Annotated in this window: 13 protein-coding genes and 4 pseudogenes; 13 read left to right on the top strand and 4 right to left on the bottom strand. The window is 61.1% G+C overall.

The genetic code is table 11. The features are described 5' to 3' along the window. The first annotated feature begins 30 nt into the window (after positions 1–30). The 4 genes from M0746_RS04735 to M0746_RS04750 all read left to right on the top strand — a co-directional run bounded on the left by M0746_RS04735 (position 31) and on the right by M0746_RS04750 (position 3163). A complete protein-coding gene (locus M0746_RS04735) occupies positions 31–378 on the top strand; it encodes a DUF4389 domain-containing protein (protein ID WP_090285288.1) in 348 nt (115 codons plus the stop codon). Further along, complete coding sequence (gene sixA / locus M0746_RS04740; protein WP_258448354.1) at positions 375–827, top strand: phosphohistidine phosphatase SixA; 453 nt, start codon at positions 375–377, stop codon at positions 825–827. Before M0746_RS04735 ends, sixA begins: the two co-directional genes overlap by 4 nt. A 204-nt stretch (positions 828–1031) precedes the next feature. Next, positions 1032–2687 (top strand): AMP-binding protein, encoded by a 1656-nt coding sequence (locus M0746_RS04745; RefSeq protein WP_258448355.1) that lies wholly within the window; start codon positions 1032–1034, stop codon positions 2685–2687. A gap of 32 nt (positions 2688–2719) precedes the next feature. Beyond that, a complete protein-coding gene (locus tag M0746_RS04750; RefSeq protein WP_208940169.1) occupies positions 2720–3163 on the top strand; it encodes a hotdog fold thioesterase in 444 nt (147 codons plus the stop codon). A gap of 1 nt (position 3164) precedes the next feature. Here the strand turns inward: M0746_RS04750 and M0746_RS04755 are convergent, their stop codons facing one another. Continuing rightward, on the bottom strand, positions 3165–6092 hold the full coding sequence (locus M0746_RS04755; RefSeq protein WP_258451437.1) for an RHS repeat-associated core domain-containing protein: 2928 nt from the start codon (positions 6090–6092) through the stop codon (positions 3165–3167). A 282-nt stretch (positions 6093–6374) separates the two neighbouring features. On the opposite strand from M0746_RS04755, the gene M0746_RS04760 reads away from it, so the two are divergent. From M0746_RS04760 to M0746_RS04775, 4 genes and pseudogenes are all read left to right on the top strand, one after another. Then, the gene (locus M0746_RS04760; RefSeq protein WP_258448356.1) at positions 6375–7181 is read left to right on the top strand and encodes an alpha/beta fold hydrolase; all 807 of its coding nucleotides are present in this window, start codon (positions 6375–6377) and stop codon (positions 7179–7181) included. After that, a complete protein-coding gene (locus tag M0746_RS04765; RefSeq protein ID WP_258448357.1) occupies positions 7178–8032 on the top strand; it encodes an alpha/beta hydrolase in 855 nt (284 codons plus the stop codon). Before M0746_RS04760 ends, M0746_RS04765 begins: the two co-directional genes overlap by 4 nt. Before the next feature lie 115 nt (positions 8033–8147). Further along, positions 8148–8954, top strand: a complete 807-nt coding sequence (locus tag M0746_RS04770) for a DUF4892 domain-containing protein (RefSeq protein WP_258451438.1) — start codon at positions 8148–8150, stop codon at positions 8952–8954. 66 nt (positions 8955–9020) lie between these two features. Further along, positions 9021–10072: pseudogene (locus tag M0746_RS04775) on the top strand (AI-2E family transporter). A 651-nt stretch (positions 10073–10723) separates the two neighbouring features. On the opposite strand, the pseudogene M0746_RS04780 reads toward M0746_RS04775, so the two are convergent. Together M0746_RS04780 and M0746_RS04785 are read right to left on the bottom strand one after the other, a co-directional pair. Beyond that, positions 10724–11766, bottom strand: a pseudogene (locus M0746_RS04780) (sensor histidine kinase). Continuing rightward, positions 11766–12515, bottom strand: coding sequence for a response regulator (locus tag M0746_RS04785; RefSeq protein ID WP_258448358.1), 750 nt, complete (start codon positions 12513–12515; stop codon positions 11766–11768). The pseudogene M0746_RS04780 and the gene M0746_RS04785 overlap by 1 nt, the downstream one beginning before the upstream one ends. A 297-nt stretch (positions 12516–12812) precedes the next feature. Between M0746_RS04785 and pyrF the strand changes: the two genes are divergently transcribed. Then, the gene (pyrF, locus tag M0746_RS04790; protein WP_258451439.1) at positions 12813–13511 is read left to right on the top strand and encodes an orotidine-5'-phosphate decarboxylase; all 699 of its coding nucleotides are present in this window, start codon (positions 12813–12815) and stop codon (positions 13509–13511) included. A gap of 122 nt (positions 13512–13633) precedes the next feature. Here pyrF and M0746_RS04795 read toward each other — a convergent pair whose 3' ends face one another. Next, entirely contained in the window at positions 13634–14638 is a 1005-nt protein-coding gene (locus M0746_RS04795; protein WP_258448359.1) for an NADP-dependent oxidoreductase, read from the bottom strand. Between the two features lie 239 nt (positions 14639–14877). On the opposite strand from M0746_RS04795, the pseudogene M0746_RS04800 reads away from it, so the two are divergent. From M0746_RS04800 to M0746_RS29400, 4 genes and pseudogenes are all read left to right on the top strand, one after another. Beyond that, positions 14878–15624: pseudogene (locus tag M0746_RS04800) on the top strand (SDR family oxidoreductase); the annotation flags it as partial. Between the two features lie 757 nt (positions 15625–16381). Then, the gene (locus M0746_RS04805; protein ID WP_258448360.1) at positions 16382–17782 is read left to right on the top strand and encodes an aminotransferase-like domain-containing protein; all 1401 of its coding nucleotides are present in this window, start codon (positions 16382–16384) and stop codon (positions 17780–17782) included. A 990-nt stretch (positions 17783–18772) separates the two neighbouring features. After that, positions 18773–18949 (top strand): annotated as a pseudogene (locus M0746_RS29395) (HAMP domain-containing protein); the annotation flags it as partial. 204 nt (positions 18950–19153) lie between these two features. After that, a complete protein-coding gene (locus M0746_RS29400) occupies positions 19154–19861 on the top strand; it encodes a methyl-accepting chemotaxis protein (RefSeq protein ID WP_446731315.1) in 708 nt (235 codons plus the stop codon). Positions 19862–20158: the final 297 nt, after the last annotated feature.

Raw genomic sequence — 20158 nt, forward strand, 5'->3', positions numbered from 1 at the left:
CTCAGCCGTCACACGCACAGGAAGCAAGCCATGCAAGATCCGAAAACCGAAGCCCAGTACGAATCCATTCTCCTGCGGGTATTGTGGATGATCGTTTACCTGCTGGTCTGGCAAGTGGCGCAGTTCATCCTCGGCGCCGTGGTACTTGTGCAACTGATCTACCGTTTGATCTACGGCGCGCCGAGCGCCAGCCTGATGAATTTCGGCGACAGCCTGAGCCAGTTTCTGGCGCAGATCGGCCGCTTCGGCACGTTTCACAGCGACCAGAAGCCTTGGCCGTTCGCCGACTGGCCGGCGCCGCGCACTCCGGAAGGCGAAGCGCCGCATGCCGTGGCGCCAGCCGCGCATCCGGTTCGAGATGAGGAGCCCAAACTATGAAACTCTGGGTATTGCGTCACGGTGAGGCGGTGCCTCATGGCTCGAAAGTCGACCCCGAGCGCGAACTGACCGAGCACGGTCGCAAAGAAGTCTTGAGCAGCGCCGCGCATTTGATCGGCAAGCCGCTGACGGCGATTTACGCCAGCCCGTATCTGCGCGCGCAGCAAACCGCGCAGATCGTGCGCGAGGCTCTGGGATTCGAACCAGAGATTCTCACTGTCGAGTGGCTGACACCGGAGTCCGACCTCGACTACGTGGTGAAGCAATTGGACAATCTCAGCAATGTCTTGCTGGTCAGCCACAACCCGTTGGTGGGCAATCTGCTCAGCTATCTGCAGCATGGCGCCGGGCATCCGCCGGAGCGGGTCAGTACGGCTGGCCTGGCCGAGCTTGAGCACAGCGAATTGTTGATCGGCTCCACGACCCTCAACAGCCTGAAACATCCTTAACGCAACACCCTTGTGGGAGCGAGCCTGCTCGCGAATGCGGTATGTCAGGCGACACTTTTGTCGGCTGACACTCCCTCTTCGCGAGCAGGCTCGCTCCCACACTGGTTATTGCGAACTCCTGTAATTATTTGTTTGAAAAATCCAACCAAGCACTTGCTTGGTTGACTACGCTTGCTCCAGACCAAAAAAACAGGAGCGAGTCGCATGTCTGCCGCCTTCCGTTTGCCGCTGGACGTGTTCTACGAACGGGAAGCCCGGCACCCGCGCCAGCGCTTTCTGGTGCAGCCGATCGGCGGCGGGCAGGTCGAGACGCTGACTTGGGCCGACGTCGGCCATCAGGCCCGCTGCGCAGCGCACTGGCTGCGCTCGCGGGAATTGCCGGCCGGCAGTCACATCGCCCTGATCTCGAAAAACTGCGCGCACTGGATCATCGCCGACCTCGCCATCTGGATGGCCGGGCACGTCTCGGTGCCGCTGTATCCCAATCTGACCGCCGACTCGGTCGCGCAGGTGCTGATGCACTCCGAAAGCGTGCTGGCGTTTATCGGCAAGCTCGATGACTGGCCGGGCATGTCCAAGGGCATCCCGACCGGGCTGCCGACGATCAGCCTGCCGCTGCATCCGCCCGGCGAATTCGATTTCAGCTGGGCCGAGCTGCAAAAATCTTCGCCCATCCAGGACGACCCGCGCCCGCCCGCCGAGCAACTGGCGACGATCATTTACACCTCGGGCACCACCGGCCTGCCGAAAGGCGTGATGCACAGTTTCGCCAATCTGGGTTTCGCCACGACCCATGGCACGCAATTGTTCGGGCTCAACGAGAACGACCGGCTGCTCTCGTACCTGCCGCTGTGTCATGTTGCCGAGCGGATGTTCGTCGAACTGGCGTCGATTTATACCGGGCAAAGCGTATTCTTTGCCGAAAGCCTCGACACCTTTATCACTGATCTGAAGCGCGCGCGGCCGACCGCGATGTTCGGCGTGCCGCGGATCTGGACCAAGTTCCAGATGGGGGTTTACAGCAAGGTCCCTGCGAAACGCCTGGATTTTCTTCTTGGCCTGCCGTTCATTGGCAAACGGGTCGGGCACAAAGTGCTCGCCGGGCTGGGCCTGGATGCCTTGCGTGTGGCGTTGTCGGGGGCGGCGCCGGTGCCGCAGACCTTGCTCGCCTGGTACCAGAAACTCGGCCTCGACGTGCTGGAGGTCTACGGCATGACCGAGGGCTGCGGCTATTCGCACATCTGCCTGCCGGGGCAATACCGGCAGGGCTGGATCGGCAAGCCATGCCCGCAGGTCGAGGTGCGCATCGATGAGTCGGGCGAAGTGCAGGTGCGCAGTCAGGCGACCATGCTCGGCTATTTCAAGGAGCCGCAGAAAACCGCAGAAACCATCACCGCAGACGGTTTTCTGCGCACCGGCGACAAGGGCGAGCAGGACAGTGAAGGGCGCCTGCGCCTGACCGGGCGACTGAAGGAAATCTTCAAGACCAGCAAGGGCAAATACGTCGCCCCAGCGCCGATTGAAAACCGTCTGGCGGTGCATTCGCGTATTGAACAAGTGTGTGTGGTGGGAGACGGATTGAGCGCACCGTTGGGCTTGTGCGTGTTGTCGGCGGTCAATCAGGAAGAGGGCCGCGCAAGTCTGCTTTCGAGTCTGGAAAAACTGCTGGAAGAGGTCAACGCCGCGCTCGACAAGCACGAACGGCTGCGCCGTCTGGTGGTGGTCAAGGACAGTTGGGCGGTGGAAAACGGCTTTCTCACGCCGACGTTGAAGATCAAGCGCAATGTCATCGAAGACACCTACGGCAGCCGTTTCGAAGAATGGAGCGAGCGCAGCGAGGCAGTGCTGTGGCAGGATTGAGCGACGACCAGAACAACAAAAGGAAGTCTGCGATGAGCGTGTGGCGTACCACTCCGAATATCGAGCAGTTGAACGCGATTCAGAAAAACACCATCGGCGAACTGCTCGACATCCGTTTCGAGGCGTTCGACGACGACTCGCTGACCGCGAGCATGGTCATCGACCATCGCACTCATCAGCCGTACGGTTTGCTGCATGGCGGTGCGTCGGTGGTGCTGGCGGAGACCGTCGGTTCGATGGCCAGTTATCTTTGCATCGATGCCAGCAAATTTTATTGCGTGGGACTTGAGATCAACGCCAACCACTTGCGCGGCTTGCGCAGTGGCCGGGTGACGGCGGTGGCCAGACCGATTCACATGGGTCGCACCACGCACGTCTGGGATATCCGCCTGACCAGCGACGAAGGCAAGGCCAGTTGTGTGTCGCGCCTGACCATGGCGGTGGTGCCGTTGGGGCAGACGCCGCCTTCACAGTGATTTACACGCTGTTTCGTCGTCCCAGTACGTTCATCGGCAGTTCAATCTCGCTGCGCATCTGCGGGTGATAGCTGTCAGGCGTCGAACTTCGCCACACACTGTTGGCGGCGGTGTATTGGTCGAGGGTGAAGTCACCGTCATCGGCCCAACCCAGTAGCTCGTATATCCCGAGCTGGACATGTTGGCCGAGGTAGATCCGTGCCTCCACGAATGCACCGAGGCTCGCGACGACCCCTGTGCGAACTGGATCGTCGGCAAGATTTGTGTAGAAGGCGGTTAGCGATGTCAGTGAGGCCGTCAGCATTGCCCCGGCGGTGCGCGTCGTTGCGCTGAACAGCCATTCTCTGAGGTCAGGGATCGACGGCGAATCGTTTTGGCGCGTGTATTGTCCGCCCCACGCTGAGTGGATCGCAGTAGCGGACACACCATTGAGCCCTTCCACGGCAGCACTGACGGCGACTCCCGCGCCAGCTGCCATCGCCGTTCTAGCTGTGCCACCCGCGAAAAGCAGTGCTGTATACGGCACCATGCGCAAGGCGGCGGCAGTGCCAGACGGAGCCAGCGTGACATTGGGGCCGATCTGGGCGATTGCGCGTTGGCTTGCCTCTCTGAGCATGTTCCCGGGCACACTGGCAAGAATGCTGATGGCAGTGACATTCAAGGCTTGTCTGTCGGCCAGATAAGCATAAAGCGGGGCCGCCGCGCCTGCAGCAGCACCGGCAAGGGCAAAAACCCCTGCTGCCAGGGTCTGTACGGCGCGGCTCTGATTGCGACTGCTTGCAATGCGGCTGCCCGCGCCGGCGCCCATTGCACCACCGACGATCGCGCCGACGACGCTGCCCGCGATAGTTACCCCCAGGTTCACGCCGGGATCGGGCGCAGCGTCTGCATCCTCCGTGGCCCATTGCCGCATACCTTGGTCGGCGAAGTATCGAGCCGCGCCGCCGGCGAGGGCACTGAGGCCATCCCGGGCAAAAGTGGCGAGTGCTGCGCCAGTGCCTTCCCTGACCGTGACCAGACCCTGCAAATCCACATGCCCGATCGGGTTGCCGTGGACCATGGCAAACAGGTTCAAGCCGTCCTGCACGCCGAGCGGGTCGGCATTGAGCCAGCGCTGAAGCCACGGTGCGTAGTAGCGAAAACCGTAGCAATACAATCCGGTGGCATCACGTTCCTTGCCTGAATAACGCAGGGTTTTGTAGTTCGCCTCCACCAGACTGCGTCCGGTCCACCAGCAAGTTGAACCGAAGGGGTAATAGCTTTCCCGGGAGATGAGCCGAGCCCGTGCATCGAGCTCCAGTGTGCTCGAATTCAAATGATCGCTGAAGCTGTAGCGCTGCTGATCCTGCGGCATACCGTGCGTACTGGTGGTTTCGAAATGCAGCACTTGCACTGTCGCACGACCCGCCTTGATGGAGATGACATGGACGGTCTGCTGCGCAGTGCTGCGAATCTCCAGCCCCGGTAAATAACGGGTCTCATCGATTCGTTGCAGCGATCCGGTGTGCATTCGCCGAATCTTGCGCTGACGTTGGCCGCTGCTGTCATACACGTAGCGCTCGATGTCATCGGTTCCATCGTCTGCGGAACCTGTGCGGGTCACCAGGTTCGCCTGATGCAATTGGTTGCGTCGATTCCAGTGCAGTGTCTGGCCGTCCTGCAATGTCAGGCGATTGCCATTGGCATCATAAGCCGCGGCGATGTCCTGCTCGTCAGGCAACTGGCCGAGGGATTTTTCCGCCAGGCTGCGATTGCTCGAACCTGCCACAACCGTGCGTTCGGTGCGACTGCCACTGGCGGCACGGTGCTCCATCAACACCAGGTTCGCGGCCGCATCATAGGTGTAAGTGCGCGTGTAATTTTCCAGTTGCTGCGGGTCGGCGGGTGATACGAATGGTGGCAGCAGTGGCCCGCCGGGGGCATTGCGAATCTGTCGCCCGGTGGCTTCGATCAACCGCGACAGACTGTCGTAGCGGTAGCGACAGATCGCTTCGGTCCGCTGGTTGCGATGATGCTTAACCGCCACGGAGCCATCGATGAGGCAGGTGATATTGCCGACTGCGTCATGGTCATAGGTCAGATCCTGCACGACGGAGCCATCACTGGTCCGGCTGACCAGACGGTGCAGGCGGCCGTCCTCAAGGCTGAAGGTTGCAAGGGACACCACGCCATTGCCGGCGCGCTGGCTTTCCACATGGCCGAACGCGTTGTAGCGGATGTCGCCGACCAGCGCCTGACTGGCGGATTCGGAGGCCAGCATCAGGCGGGTTTCTTTCAAGTGGCCGGCGCGGTCCTGCATCAGAATCTGGCAGTTGCCCATGGCATCGGTCTGGGCAATCAATTCGCCCATTGCGTTATAGCCCAAGCGGGTCGTGGCGGGGAGGTCCTCCAGATACAACTCGCGATCGGCTTCGACGTCCGGCCAATCCACTGCCCAATCGGGGTCGGCTTTGAAGGTGCGATGCAGATAAACGGGCAGGCCGCTGATCGTGAAACCGTCGGTCTTTAAAGTGCCTGCCGTATCGTCATGACGAATCAAGCGGCCGCAACGGTTGTTTGGATCTTCGGCGGCGCCTGGGAAGTAAGTGAAGCGTTCCGTGCACTGCTCGGGCTCACCGTCGCCCTGTTCGTACAGAGCGTCGGGGCGTCGCAGGCTGTCGTAACGGGTGCGGAGGTGGTTGCGCTTCTGATCCCAGCCATCGAGCATGGCCCCGTCCTCGGCGTATAGACTCAGGCGCCAGCCTGCATCGGTGTTGTCGCTCAAAAGCGTCGCGTTCGACAAACTGTACACATTGCTTTGGTTGGCGGGCTTGTTCTCGATGAACAGTCTCGGGTCGCGACTGAATGCTGTGCGACCGGCGGCGTCATGCACTTGTTGCGTGATATATCGTTCAGGTGCCGAAACGTTGTCCCGCCGGTGATACGCCACGCCGCGCAATACCAGTCCGCGCGGGTCGAACGCCTGAACGGCGGGGGTATGGGCATGGGTCATTAGGGCCGGCGATCAGGTCAGTGGTAACCCATTTCTTATCTGTCCGGACGCCGCCGCTGTCAACTGACAGAGCTGACAGTTGACAGGCACGTATTCATGGCGGCCGACGGGGTTGGCTGTGGCATGCCTGTCATCATCCGTGGCCGTTACGGTCATTGCCGCAAGGCGCAGTCTTGGGGACAATCATCGGCACGTTCTCCATCCATGGATTTGCCCAGCATGTCGCAACCGATCTTCTTCGCCCACGCCAATGGCTTCCCTTCGGGCACCTACGGCAAGCTGTTTGCGGCGCTGGCGCCCGAGTACCGGGTTGCGCATCTGGAACAGCATGCCCATGACCCGCGTTTTCCAGCAGACGACAACTGGTACAACCTCGTCGACGAGTTGATCCACCATTTGCAGCAGCAGGATCAGCCAGTGTGGGGTGTCGGTCATTCGTTTGGCGGCGTGCTGCACCTGCACGCGGCACTGCGTTGTCCCGAGCTGTATCGCGGTGTGGTGATGCTAGATTCGCCGGTGCTGACCCGCACCGATCAATGGGTGATCCGCGCAGCCAAGCGCTTCGGTTTTATCGACAAATTGACACCTGCCGGCCGCACATTGGGCCGGCGCGAAGAATTTGCCGACCTCGACAGCGCACGCAGTTATTTTGCCGGCAAGACGCTGTTTCGCGGTTTTGACCCGGAATGCTTTGACGCTTACCTGCACCACGGTTTGCACAAGGTCGGTGACAAACTGCGCCTGCGTTTCGATCCGGCTACCGAAATCAGCATCTATCGCGGCGTGCCGCACACCAGTCCCGCTCATACCCGGCAATTGCAGGTGCCGCTGGCGGTGGTGCGCGGGTACAAGAGCCGCGTGGTGATGCGTCATCACACTCGCTTCGTTTCGCGCCTGGCCCAGGGCGAGGCGCTGAGCATGCCCGGCGGGCACATGTTCCCGCTCGAACGCCCGCAGGACACCGCACGCTTGCTGAAGACCCTGTTCAGCCGCTGGCAAACCCGTCAGGACAAGGACTGCGCATGAGCCCGATCTTCGAAGAAGTGCGCCTGAGCCTGCCGCATATCGATCTGGCCGCGCATTTGTTCGGTCCTGAGGACGGCTTGCCGGTGATTGCCCTGCATGGCTGGCTCGATAATGCCAACAGCTTTGCGCGTCTGGCCCCCAGGCTCAGAGGGTTGCGCATCATCGCATTGGACATGGCCGGGCACGGGCATTCCGGACACCGCCCGAATGGTGCGGGTTACGCGCTGTGGGATTACGCCCACGATGTGCTGCAGGTCGCCGAGCAACTGGGCTGGAAGCGTTTCGGTCTGCTCGGGCATTCGATGGGCGCCATTGTGTCGCTGGTGCTGGCCGGCTCGTTGCCGGAGCGGATCAGCCATCTGGCGCTGATCGATGGGGTGATTCCTCCGACAGACAAAGGCGAAAATGCTGCCGAACGCATGGGCATGGCCCTGCAAGCGCAACTGGATCTGCGTGACAAGCGCAAACCGGTCTATCCGACCCTCGACCGCGCCATTGAAGCGCGCATGAAAGGGCTGGTAGCCGTGAGTCGGGAGGCGGCCGAGCTTCTGGCCCAGCGCGGTCTGATGCCGGTGCCCGGCGGTTACACCTGGCGCACCGACAATCGCCTGACCTTGCCCTCGCCATTACGCCTGACCCAGGAGCAGGCGCTGGCCTTCGTCGCGCGCATTGCTTGCCCGGCGCAACTGGTGGTGGCCGCCGAGGGCATGCTGGCCAAACATTCCGAGCTGCTGGAGCGTCTGCCCTTTGGCCGTGAACAGTTGGCGGGCGGGCATCATTTGCACCTCAACGATGAGGCCGGCGCGGATCTTGTCGCAGACTGTTTCAATCGCTTCTTCGCCATTCCTTGACTTGCAGCGGGCAACTGTCGAGGCTGGTCGGGTTGAAATGGGAGACGACAACAATGGATTTCTATACCGCTGCGACCCCGAATCACTCAGTCATGCCGATCCGATGAGCCTGACGATGCGCTTCATCAGTCTTTTGGTACTGTGCTGTCTCAGTACGCTTTCGTTCGCTGCCGATGTGCCGGGCAGTCAGGATCTGCCGATCGTGCCGCGTCTGGCCGACGCGCAGATCGTCGACTATCGACCGCCAGTCGAGCTGGAGCGGATCTACCCGCTGGGTTCGATCCGCAAGATCAGCGGCCAGTTGCGTTTCGACGGCCAGGTCACCGCGCGTGGCCAGACCACTTCGGTCACTTATGAGTTGCCGCCCGAACATTCCGCTACCGAAGCCTTCACCGAGGCGCGCAAGGCTTTGCAGAAACAGGACGCCGAGTTGCTGTTCTGGTGTCAGGCGCGTGATTGCGGTGAAAGCAGCCTGTGGGCCAACGAGGTATTCGGCAACGCCAAACTGTATGGCGCCGACGAGCAACAGGCGTATCTGCTGTTGCGCCTGGCGGCACCGCGGGGCAACACGGTGGTGGCGCTGTACAGCATCACTCGCGGCAATCGCAAAGCCTATCTGCATGTCGAACAGTTCGAAGCGCTGGCGCCACTGGGTGAGTTGCTGCCGACCTCGGCAACCCTGCTGCGCCAACTCAAGAGTACCGGCGAGCTGGATTTCCCCGACCGCGTCGATGCCCCGGATGACACCTGGCTTAGGCTGATCTCCCGTGGCCTCAACCTCGATACCACCTTGCGGGTGACGCTGTCCGGGCCCAAGGCCGAAGCCTGGCGTCAGGCGTTGATCAATCAGGGGGTGCGAGCGGCGCGCATGGAAACCGGCACTGTCGAGGGCAAAGGTCTGCGTATCGACCTGTTGCGATAAGCTGGCGGGCGAACACGCCCGCATGTTCGCCTACTCTTGGCCTGACTGACTTTTTCGAGATCACCCATGCTCAATAATGATCGCCTGCTGGTGCAGATCCTCTTGCTGGTGCTGTTCGGGGCCAGCCTGTGGGTGATGGCGCCGTTCTGGTCGGCGCTGTTCTGGGGCGCGGTACTGGCGTTCGCCAGTTGGCCGTTGATGCGTCTGTTGACGCGCTGGCTCAATGGCCGTGAGTCGCTGGCCGCGGCCATTCTGACCCTGGGCTGGATGCTGCTGGTTGCCGCGCCGCTGGTCTGGCTGGGCTTCAATCTTGCCGATCATGTGCGCGATGCCACGGCATTCATCAAGGATGTGCAGGTTGACGGTCTGCCGGAGGCGCCGGACTGGCTCGGCACTTTGCCGTTTGTGGGAGAGCGGTTGGTGGGGTTGTGGAACAGCATTGATCAGCAGGGCGCGGCGCTGATGGTATCGATCAAACCTTATCTGGGGCAGGTCGGTAACTGGCTGCTGGCACGCAGTGCGCAGATCGGCGGCGGTATCCTCGAGCTGACGTTGAGTATCGTTTTTGTGTTCTTTTTCTACCGTGACGGGCCGCGATTGGCGGCGTTCGTGCACAGTTTGCTGGAACGCTTGATCGGCGAACGTGCCGGCTATTACATCGAGCTGGTGGCGGGCACGGTGCAGCGGGTGGTCAACGGGGTGATCGGCACCGCGGCGGCGCAGGCGGTTCTGGCGTTGATCGGTTTTTTGATTGCCGGGGTGCCGGGCGCGCTGGTGCTGGGGATCGTGACCTTTCTGCTCAGTCTGATTCCGATGGGGCCTCCGCTGGTGTGGGTGCCGGCCACGGCCTGGCTGGCCTGGAAGGGTGAGTACGGGATGGCGGTGTTTCTCGGGATCTGGGGACGTTCATCATCAGTGGCGTGGACAACGTGCTCAAGCCGTATCTGATCAGTCGCGGCGGGAATCTGCCGCTGGTGATCGTGTTGCTTGGGGTGTTTGGCGGGTTGATTGCGTTTGGGTTTATCGGGTTGTTTATCGGGCCGACGTTGTTGGCGGTGGCTTATAGTTTGTTGACGGACTGGAGCAAGAGTCAGGGGCGGGTTGAGGAGCGGCGGTAGCTGGTTTTTTCTTTGGGCTTGGCGGCCTCTGGGCCGACCATGCTCTGGTTGGGTTGCGTGAATATCCGTTGCTTCGGGGGTTGCTGCTGGCGGTTTCGCCCTTACGGCGAGGCACTTTTTCCAGACGCCGAAAAAGTACCCAAAAAGGCTTGCTCCTACGTACGGCCCTCGCAGGCTCGGGTCCCTTCGCTCCGGGATCGATCCGGGCGCAGCGGCTACGGTTTGCTTCGCTGCACCTACTTCCGCTGTGTACGACTTCGTCGTACGGTCGCTGCGCTCCCACGCCCGGATCAATCCCTCCACTCAGCCTTCCGATGTCGCTGGTCAGGCAAGATCAAGATCAAGGGCACTCGAGCTAACGCTCATTGTTGAGTGGTTAGAAGCGGGTGGTTGGCTTGGGATCTGGGGTGGATTCGCCCCTCACCCCAGCCCTCTCCCGAGGGAGAGGGAGCCGATTTGTGGGCCGATCAAAACTCGCATACGACTCGGTATTTCACGTCGGCGTAACTTTCGCATCCACCAAGGTCAGTTCCCTCTCCCTCCGGGAGAGGGCTAGGTGAGGGGGCTTTTCATTGGCTGACCGCAACAGCCGGCTCAACTCAAGCCGCCATATCCAGATACTTCTTCTTTCTACCGGGGACCATTGTGTTTTCAGGTCCGCGGCAGGCGAATGACAGCGGTCAGGCCGCCCCCGGGGTTTCTTCCAGATTCAACTGTCCACCTAAACGTTGTGCAGCCTCGCGCGCAATGGTCATGCCCAGGCCGACGCCGCCGGAGTTGCGATTGCGTGAGCCTTCCAGTCGATAAAACGGCTCGAATACGGCTTCACGCTGGTCTTCGGCAATCCCGGGGCCATGGTCGATCACGCGGATCAGCAGTTGTTCGTGTTGATCGTGCAGTTCGATGCGCGCCTGGCCGGCGTAACGCAGGGCGTTGTCGAGCAGGTTGTTGAGGCATGAGCGCAGTGCCATCGGCTGTACCGGCAACGGGGCGCAATGGCCGCTGACCTGTACGTCGGCACCCTGGTCCTGGGCGTTTTCGCACAGCGATTCGACCAGCGCCTGTACGTCCATCAACTGCACGGCTTCGCTGGTGCGCTGTTCATGCAGGTAGCTGAGGGTGGCGTCGAGCATGCTGATCATGTCGTCCAGATCCTGACGCATCTGGCCCTGGAGTTTTTCGTCGCTGAGGTTTTCCAGGCGCAGTTTCAGTCGTGACAGCGGTGTGCGCAGGTCATGGGATACGGCGCCAAGCATGCGGGCGCGTTGCTGGACCTGTTCGCGGATACGCCGTTGCATCAGGTTGAAGGTGGATGCCGCTTGTCGCGCTTCGCGTGGGCCGGACTCGTCCAATGGCGGACTGTCGAGATCCTCGCTGAGGCGTTCGGCGGCGTCGCTCAGGCGCTGGATCGGCCGGCTGAGCAGCTTGGCGCCGTACCACGCGGCGATCATCAAGGTAATGAACTGGAACGTTAGCGGCACCACTGGGCCACCGAACCATGGCCGCGGTGGGCGGGGCGGGTAACGCGGATCGGATGGCGGCTGTTGGCTCTCGGTACCGTGAGTAAATTCCGGTGGCGGGGGAGGCGGGCCGTAAAGACGGAACCAGGTGAACGCCAGCAGGTGCGCGAGGACGATCGCCACGAACAGCACGCCAAACAGGCGCCCGAACAGTGTGTCGAAGCGCGCCCGCATCAGCCGATGTCCCGCGCGTCGAACAGATAACCCTCACCGCGCACGGTTTTGATCAGCTGTGGCGCTTTCGGATCATCGCCGAGTTTTTGCCGCAGGCGCGACACCAGCAAGTCGATGCTACGGTCGAACGCTTCGATTGAGCGACCGCGGGCGGCGTCGAGCAATTGTTCGCGGCTGAGCACCCGGCGGGGACGTTCGATAAATACCCAGAGCAGGCGGAATTCGGCATTGGATAGCGGCACCACCAGGCCATTGTCGGCAATCAACTGGCGCAGGACGCTGTTCAGCCGCCAGTTATCGAAACGGATATTGGCCCGCTGTTCGCTGCGGTCGTCGCGCACGCGGCGCAGAATGGTCTGAATGCGCGCCACCAGTTCGCGCGGTTCGAACGGCTTGGCCATGTAGTCGTCGGCGCCCAGTTCGAGGCCGATGATGCGGTCGGTCGGTTCGCAGCGGGCGGTGAGCATCAGGATCGGAATGTCCGATTCGGCGCGCAGCCAGCGGCACAACGACAAACCGTCTTCACCGGGCAGCATCAGATCCAGCACCACGACATCGAAATGTTCGGCCTGCATTGCCTGGCGCATGGCTGCGCCGTCGGTGACGCCGCTGGCGTGGATGTTGAAGCGGGCGACGTAATCGATCATCAACTCGCGGATCGGCACGTCGTCGTCGACGATCAGGGCACGAATGCTCCAGCGCTTGTCGTCTTTGGGCTCATCCGTCGGGGGCGTTTGGGTGTTGTGCATGGGGCTGTTCGTCTGCCAGTTGGCCGCCAACCACAAAAGATGGGCTGCGAGGTGGTGGTTTTCAGCATAGGCGTCCGGCCGTGAGGCGGGAAGTGCTGTTGTAAGGACGTGTTGCGCCTGGCGAGGCTAATGCGGGTGCATGTTGGCGGCATGTCGGCTGTGTATCGAAGTCGACACAATAGCAGCGAGCGCTATGCTGATCAGCGCCGGGTCGATGATTTACCGATCATCGGGTGCCGCGCCGCCGCCGGTTCCGCTACAATGCGCGCCGATTTCGACCTGCCTGAGAGCCCATTCATGTCCGCCTGCCAGACTCCTATCATCGTCGCCCTGGATTTCCCCACCCGTGACGCCGCACTGAAGCTGGCCGACCAGTTGGACCCGAAACTGTGCCGGGTCAAAGTGGGCAAGGAACTGTTCACCAGTTGCGCCGCGGAAATCGTCGGCACCCTGCGAGACAAGGGTTTCGAAGTGTTCCTCGATTTGAAATTTCACGACATTCCCAACACCACCGCGATGGCCGTGAAAGCTGCCGCCGAGATGGGTGTGTGGATGGTCAACGTGCATTGTTCCGGTGGCCTGCGCATGATGGTGGCCTGTCGTGAAGAGCTGGACAAGCGCAGCGGCCCGCAGCCGTTGCTGATCGGCGTGACCGTACTGACCAGCATGGAGCGTGAGGACCTGGCCGGCATCGGTCTGGACATCGAGCCGCAGGAACAGGTGCTGCGTCTGGCTGCTTTGGCCGACAAGGCCGGGATGGACGGCCTGGTCTGCTCGGCACTGGAAGCCACTGCGCTGAAAACCGCGCACCCGTCGTTGCAACTGGTGACCCCGGGGATTCGTCCGGCCGGCAGTGCGCAGGACGACCAGCGCCGCATTCTGACTCCGCGTCAGGCGCTGGATGCCGGTTCCGATTATCTGGTGATTGGCCGTCCGATCAGCCAGGCGGCCGATCCGGCGCAGGCGCTGGCCTCGGTTGTGGCCGAAATCGCCTGAACCCCACGTATGCCCTTGCAGGAGTGAGCCTGCTCGCGATAGCGGCCTGACAGTTACGTTTATGTGACTGATACACCGCTATCGCGAGCAGGCTCACTCCTACAGTTGTTTTTGCGGTGGCTTTAGACTTTCAGCACCAACTTGCCGAAATTCCCGCCGTTGAACAATTTCATCAAGGTCTCCGGGAACGTCTCCAGACCTTCGACGATATCTTCCTTGCTCTTGAGTTGCCCCTTGGCCATCCACCCGGCCATTTCCTGCGCGGCGCTGGCATATTGCGCGGCGTAGTCCATCACCACGAAGCCTTCCATCCGCGCGCGATTGACCAGCAGCGACAGGTAATTGGCCGGGCCTTTGACCGCTTCTTTGTTGTTGTACTGGCTGATCGCGCCGCAGATCACCACACGCGCCTTCATGTTCAAACGGCTCAGCACCGCGTCAAGGATGTCGCCGCCGACGTTGTCGAAATACACGTCGACGCCTTTCGGGCATTCACGCTTGAGCCCAGCGATCACGTCTTCGCTCTTGTAATCGATGGCGCCGTCAAAGCCCAGTTCGTCGATGAGGAACTTGCACTTGTCGGCTCCGCCGGCAATGCCGACAACGCGGCAACCCTTGAGCTTGGCAATCTGCCCGGCGACGCTGCCCACCGCGCCAGCCGCACCGGACAGCACGACAGTGTCGCCAGCCTTCGGCGCGCCGACATCGAGCAGGGCGAAGTAGGCGGTCATGCCGGTCATGCCCAGTGCGGACAGATACACCGGCAGCGGGGCCAGTTTCGGATCGACCTTGTAGAAACCTCTGGGCTCGCCGAGGAAATAATCCTGCACGCCGATGGCGCCGTTGACGTAGTCACCGACGGCAAAGCCCGGATTGTTCGAAGCAATGACTTTTCCCACGCCCAGCGCGCGCATCACCTCACCGATACCGACCGGCGGGATGTAGGACTTGCCCTCGTTCATCCAGCCGCGCATGGCCGGGTCCAGGGACAGGTATTCGTTCTTCACCAGAATCTGCCCCGCCGCCGGTTCGCCGACCGGTACTTCCTGATAGGTAAAGGTTTCACGGCTGGCCGCACCCACCGGGCGTTTGGCGAGCAGGAACTGGCGATTGGTCTGGTTGGTCATGACTGGCACTCGAACGGAATGAAGCTTTGTTGATAGACCCTCGGCGGCCATTGGTGCAAGGTTGGCTGATGCGGCGAATGCACTTCAATCGACTACGATGATAGTGGCCGGCATAGGTTAATCACTGCAGTTCATGGGGGCATAACCGCTGTGTGGATAGTGCTGACGCGCGATCGAGCGCCATGGCTATGCTGCGCTCCAGCCAATACCAGCATTCCCAACTGTTCGAGGACATCCGCATGAGCATGACGTTTTCCGGTCAAGTCGTTGTCGTTACCGGAGCGGCCAACGGCATCGGCCGCGCGACCGCTCAGGCGTTCGCCGCCGAAGGCTTGAAGGTGGTGGTTGCCGACTACGACGCAGCAGGCGGCGAGGGCACGGTGGCGCTGATTCGTACCGCCGGTGGCGAAGCGTCCTTCGTGCGTTGCGACGTGACCGTCGAGAGCGATGTGAAAAATCTGATGGACGAAGTCATCAATACCTACGGCCGTCTCGACTATGCCTTCAACAACGCTGGCATCGAGATCGAGAAGGGCAAACTGGCCGACGGTTCGATGGATGAGTTCGATGCGATCATGGGCGTCAACGTCAAAGGCGTCTGGCTGTGCATGAAGTATCAGTTGCCATTGCTGCTGGCGCAGGGCGGCGGGGCGATCGTCAATACGGCGTCGGTGGCGGGGTTGGGGGCGGCGCCGAAGATGAGTATTTATGCGGCGTCCAAGCATGCGGTGATCGGGCTGACCAAGTCGGCGGCGATCGAATATGCGAAGAAAAAGATTCGGGTAAATGCGGTGTGTCCGGCGGTGATCGATACCGATATGTTCCGTCGCGCTTATGAGGCGGACCCGAAGAAGGGTGAGTTTGCCAATGCCATGCATCCGGTGGGGCGCATTGGTACGGTCGGGGAGATTGCCAGTGCTGTGCTGTACCTGTGCAGTGATGGGGCGGCATTTACTACTGGGCATTCGTTGGCGGTGGATGGGGGGTTACGGCGTTCTGATTTCTTTGTGGGCGTGGCGGCCTGTGGGCCGACCATGCTCTATGGGTTTTGGGTGTATATCCGTTGCTTCGGGTGGTGCGGCTGGCGGTTTCGCCCTTACGGCGAGTCCCTTTTTCAGACGCCAAAAAGGAACCAAAAGGCTTTGCTCCTACGTACGGCCCTCGCAAGCTCGGGTTCCTTCGCTCCGGGACTGATCCGGGCGCAGCGGCTACGGTTTGCTTCGCTGCACCTACGTCCGCTGTGTACGACTTCGTCGTACGGTCGCTGCGCTCCCACGCCCGGATCAATCCCTGCGCTCAGCCTTCCGATGTCGCCGGTGACGCAAGATCAAAAGCACTCGAGCTAACGCTCATTGTTGAGTGGTTAGAAGCGGGTGGTTGGCTTGGGATTTATGGTGTATTCACCCCTCACCCCTCACCCCAGCCCTCTCCCGAGGGAGAGGGGGCCGATTTGTGGGCCATTCAAAGCTTGCGTTCGACTCGGTATCGCAGGTTGGCGTTATCTCTCACATCCACCTCGGTCAGTCCCCTCTCCCTCGGGGCGGTCCGACGTTTCGGGAGGGCTAGGGTGAGGGCGCTTTTGATTTAAGGCGTTGCGTTGATGCCCGCTCAACTCCGTGTATCCCTTTAAACAATGTGTATCAAGCCGTTAGAACGGTCGCTTTTGGCGGCGTTGTCGCACAGGCTGTCCGGCGTGGCTGTGATTTACTGCGGCCAGCGAAACGGACAGGAGTTTGCTTGCTCATGGAGTTGAGAATTGATCGACAGGCAATGGTGCCGGTCGTGCAGCAGATTGTTGATGGGCTGACGCAATGGATTGTGCAAAGTGGTGTGCCGCCTGCCACTCGTTTGCCCTCTGCCCGGCAGATTGCGCGGGGCAATCTGCTCAGTCATTCATGTGTGGTCGAGGCATGTGAGCGGTTGGTGTCGCAGGGCGTACTGAGTACATGCCAGGGTGCCGGCTTTCTGGTCGCGGCCTCGCCGTTGACGCGTGGCGCCAAGGTTGAGCTGGAATCGTTCGACGGACGTTATGGCGGGTGCGGTGCGGTTTGCGACATCGGCGGTGGCTTGAGGCTCGGATTCGGTGGTTTGCCGCAGAGCTGGCGCGAGCCGGACGATCTCAGCTATGCGCTGCGTGAGGTGGCCCGTACCGACATGGCCAGTCTGTTCAACTACAGCACGCCGCTGGGTCTGCCGGCGCTGCGTGAGCAGATTGTCAGGCACTTGAAGCGGCTGAATATCGACGCTGACAGTTCGCAGTTATTGAGCACCAGCGGCGCCAGTCATGCGCTGGATCTGATCGTACGCACGTTGTTCAAGGCCGGTGACTGTGTGGTGGTTGAAACCCCTGGGTATGCGCCGTTGTTCGATCTGTTGCGCCTGCAGGGTGTGCGCATGCTCGAAGTGCGTCGTACGCAGAACGGGCCGGATGTCGAAGCGCTCGAAGCTTTGCTGCAGAAATTTCAGCCCGCAGCGTTGTTCATCAACAGTCATCACCACAATCCTACTGGCAGTTGCCTGTCGCCGGGCGTGGCGCAGCGTATTTTGCAATTGAGCAGGATTCATGATCTGCGCTTGATCGAAGACGATGTCTATGCAGACCTGCACACTGGCCACGGTACGCGACTGGCTGCGCTGGACGATGGCGGTCGAGTCATTTATGTGGGCAGTTTTTCCAAGACACTGAGCAGTTCGTTGCGGGTCGGGTTTGTCGTTGCTGACGGTGAGCTGGTCCGGCGTCTGGCGCAGGTCAAGATGGTCAGCGGCTTGGGGGTGTCGCGGTTTTCCGAGGCGGTGCTGACGACGCTGTTGGTCAGTGGTGCTTACCGCAAGCTGGTGCAGCGCCAGCGGCAGCGCTTGAACGCCGATCGCGCCGCTGCGTTGCAGGCGCTGGAAGACGCTGATTGGGAGGTGTTCGGCAGGCCGGCGGGCGGGTTGTTCATCTGGGCGCGTGCGCGGATGACCGATCAGCGCTCGGTTCGCGGACAGGCCCAGCGCTGTGGCGTGCTGTTGGCGGATGCGGATGCGTTCAGCCCCAGTGGCGAATCCGCTGACTGGCACCGGATCAATGTGGCCTATGCCTGTGATCCACGGGCTCGACAGTTTTTTCGCAATACCGGTTCGGATCGACCTCCAGTGTTCTGAAAACGACGCAGCTGTAGCTTTTTGCCATTATTGCGACGGCAGAGACTTGTGCTGGTTCATGGCCGTTGCGACTCTTCGCTTTAATGATAATGGCAGGGGGCACGCGCAATGATTTCGGCCATGCAAGGACGTTTCGCCAATCTCGGTATGGCGAAGAAACTGGGGATCGGGTTTGTGCTGGTCTTGCTTTTGACCGCACTGGTGGCGGCAATTGGCGTCTGGTCCCTGCAGACTATCAGTCTGCGCTTCGACGGGCTGAAGCAGATGTCCTCGCTCAATAGCAGTCTGCTCAAGGTGCGCCTGCTCGAACAGGATTATGCCTTGCACGGCAACCCGAAGACGGCCGATGCCCTGCGTGAAGGCGTGGACGGTCTGGTTGCCCTGGCTAACGAGCTCAAGGCGCGCACGCCGGCCAATGTGTCGGTGATGAACGATGTCGAGCAGTCGCTGGGCGCCTATCGCAAGGCGTTCGATGAGTTCGTTTCGCTGTCCCAGGCCAAGGATCTGGCACTGGAGATGGCCAGTTGGTCGGTATCCAGCGTCGCCAATAACCTTGATGTGCTGCAGGCCGGGCTGGCCGACGACGGCGCGTATACCTTGAAGGACACCGAGGGCAAGGATGGGGCGCAGTTCATCGAACAGGCCAGTCAGGTCAGCCAGGTATCGCGCCTGATGTTGCAGGCAATGAACGAGGCCCGGGTTCGTCTCGATCAAAGTCGCAAGGGCGACGCCGACAGCGCCGGCAAGGGCAATATAGAACAGGCGGCACAAGCGCAGACGCAGGCCGAAGAACTGAAAACCACGGTCAAGGACGAGGGCTATCTGACCGTGCTTAACGAAGTGTCCGGGCATATCGCCGGTTTCAGCGATAAACTCGCTGAATACACCGGTTTGCTCGATCAGGAAAAAACGGTCTACGCACAATTGCATCAGCGTGCTGATCAGGTGGTCGAGCGGGTGAATCAGGCCTACCTCGCCGAGGACGCCGCGATGCAGGCTGAGCTGAAGAAAAACTCGCTGTTGATCATTGGCTCCTCGGTCCTGGCGTTGCTGGTCGGGGTGCTTGCTGCATGGTTCATCACCCGGCTGATCGTCGCGCCGTTGCGCAGCGTCATTCAGGTGGCGCAGCGGATTGCGGCCGGCGACCTGAGTGCAAGCGTGCAAGTGACCCGGCGCGACGAGATCGGCCAGTTGATGCTGGCGATGCAGCAGATGGGCGCAGGGCTGAGCACAATCGTCAGCGGTTTGCAGGCGGGCATCGAACGACTGGCCAGTTCGGCGCAATCGTTGTCAGCGGTCACCGAGCAAACCAACCTTGAGGTGAGTAGCCAGAAGGAAGAGACCGAGCAGGTTGCCACCGCGATGAACCAGATGACTGCCACCGTGCACGACGTGGCACGCAATGCCGAGGAGGCGGCGTTGGCCGCACAGACCGCGGATGACAAGGTCGAGAGTGGCCAGCAAGTGGTGCGACAGAGCATGGCACGGATCGAGCAGTTGGCCGATTCGGCAACTTCCGCCAGTTCGAGCATCGAAAGTCTCAGTGCTGAAATTCAAAATATCGGCACGGTGCTGGAGGTGATCAAGAGCGTCGCCGAGCAGACCAATCTATTGGCATTGAATGCTGCGATCGAAGCGGCGCGGGCCGGGGAGCAGGGCAGGGGCTTTGCCGTGGTCGCCGATGAAGTACGCGCGCTGGCGCGGCGTACGCAACAATCGACTGAGGAGATTGAGCGGCTGGTCAGTGCTTTGCGCTCGGCGGCGCAGTCGTCGGTGCAGCAGATTCAGAGCAGCGGCGAACTGGTAAAGCTGGCAGTCAGTGATGCATTGCAGACCGAGAGTGCGCTGGGGAGTATTGCGGTGGCGGTGTCGTTGATTCAGCAGATGAATCAACAGATTGCGGCGGCGGCCGAGGAGCAGAGTTCGGTGGCGGAGGAGATCAATCGCAGTGTGACGAGTATTCGTGCGAGTGCCGATCAGTCGTCCATTGCGATGCGCGGGAATGCGGCTTCGAGTGTTGAGCTGGCGCAGTTGGGGGAGAGTTGCGGTCCATGGTTGGGCATTTTCGGCTTTGATTGAGCCTTGGCGGCCTCTGGGCCGACTGGGCTTTGGGTGTTTTGGGGGAATATCCGTTGCTTCGGGTGTTGCTGCTGGCGGTTTCGCCCTTACGGCGAGTCCCTTTTTCAGACGCCGGAGTGCCGGCCCAGCAAAAAGGAACCAAAGGCTTGCTCCTGCGTTCGGCCCTCGCAGGCTCGGGTTCCTTCGCTCCGGGATCGATCCGGGCGCAGCGGCTACGGTTTGCTTCGCTGCACCTACTTCCGCTGTGTCTGGCTGCGCCAGACGGTCGCTGCGCTCCCACGCCCGGATCAATCCCTC

The organism is Pseudomonas sp. S11P7 (assembly GCF_023195435.1).
Lineage (GTDB): Bacteria > Pseudomonadota > Gammaproteobacteria > Pseudomonadales > Pseudomonadaceae > Aquipseudomonas > Aquipseudomonas fluorescens_G.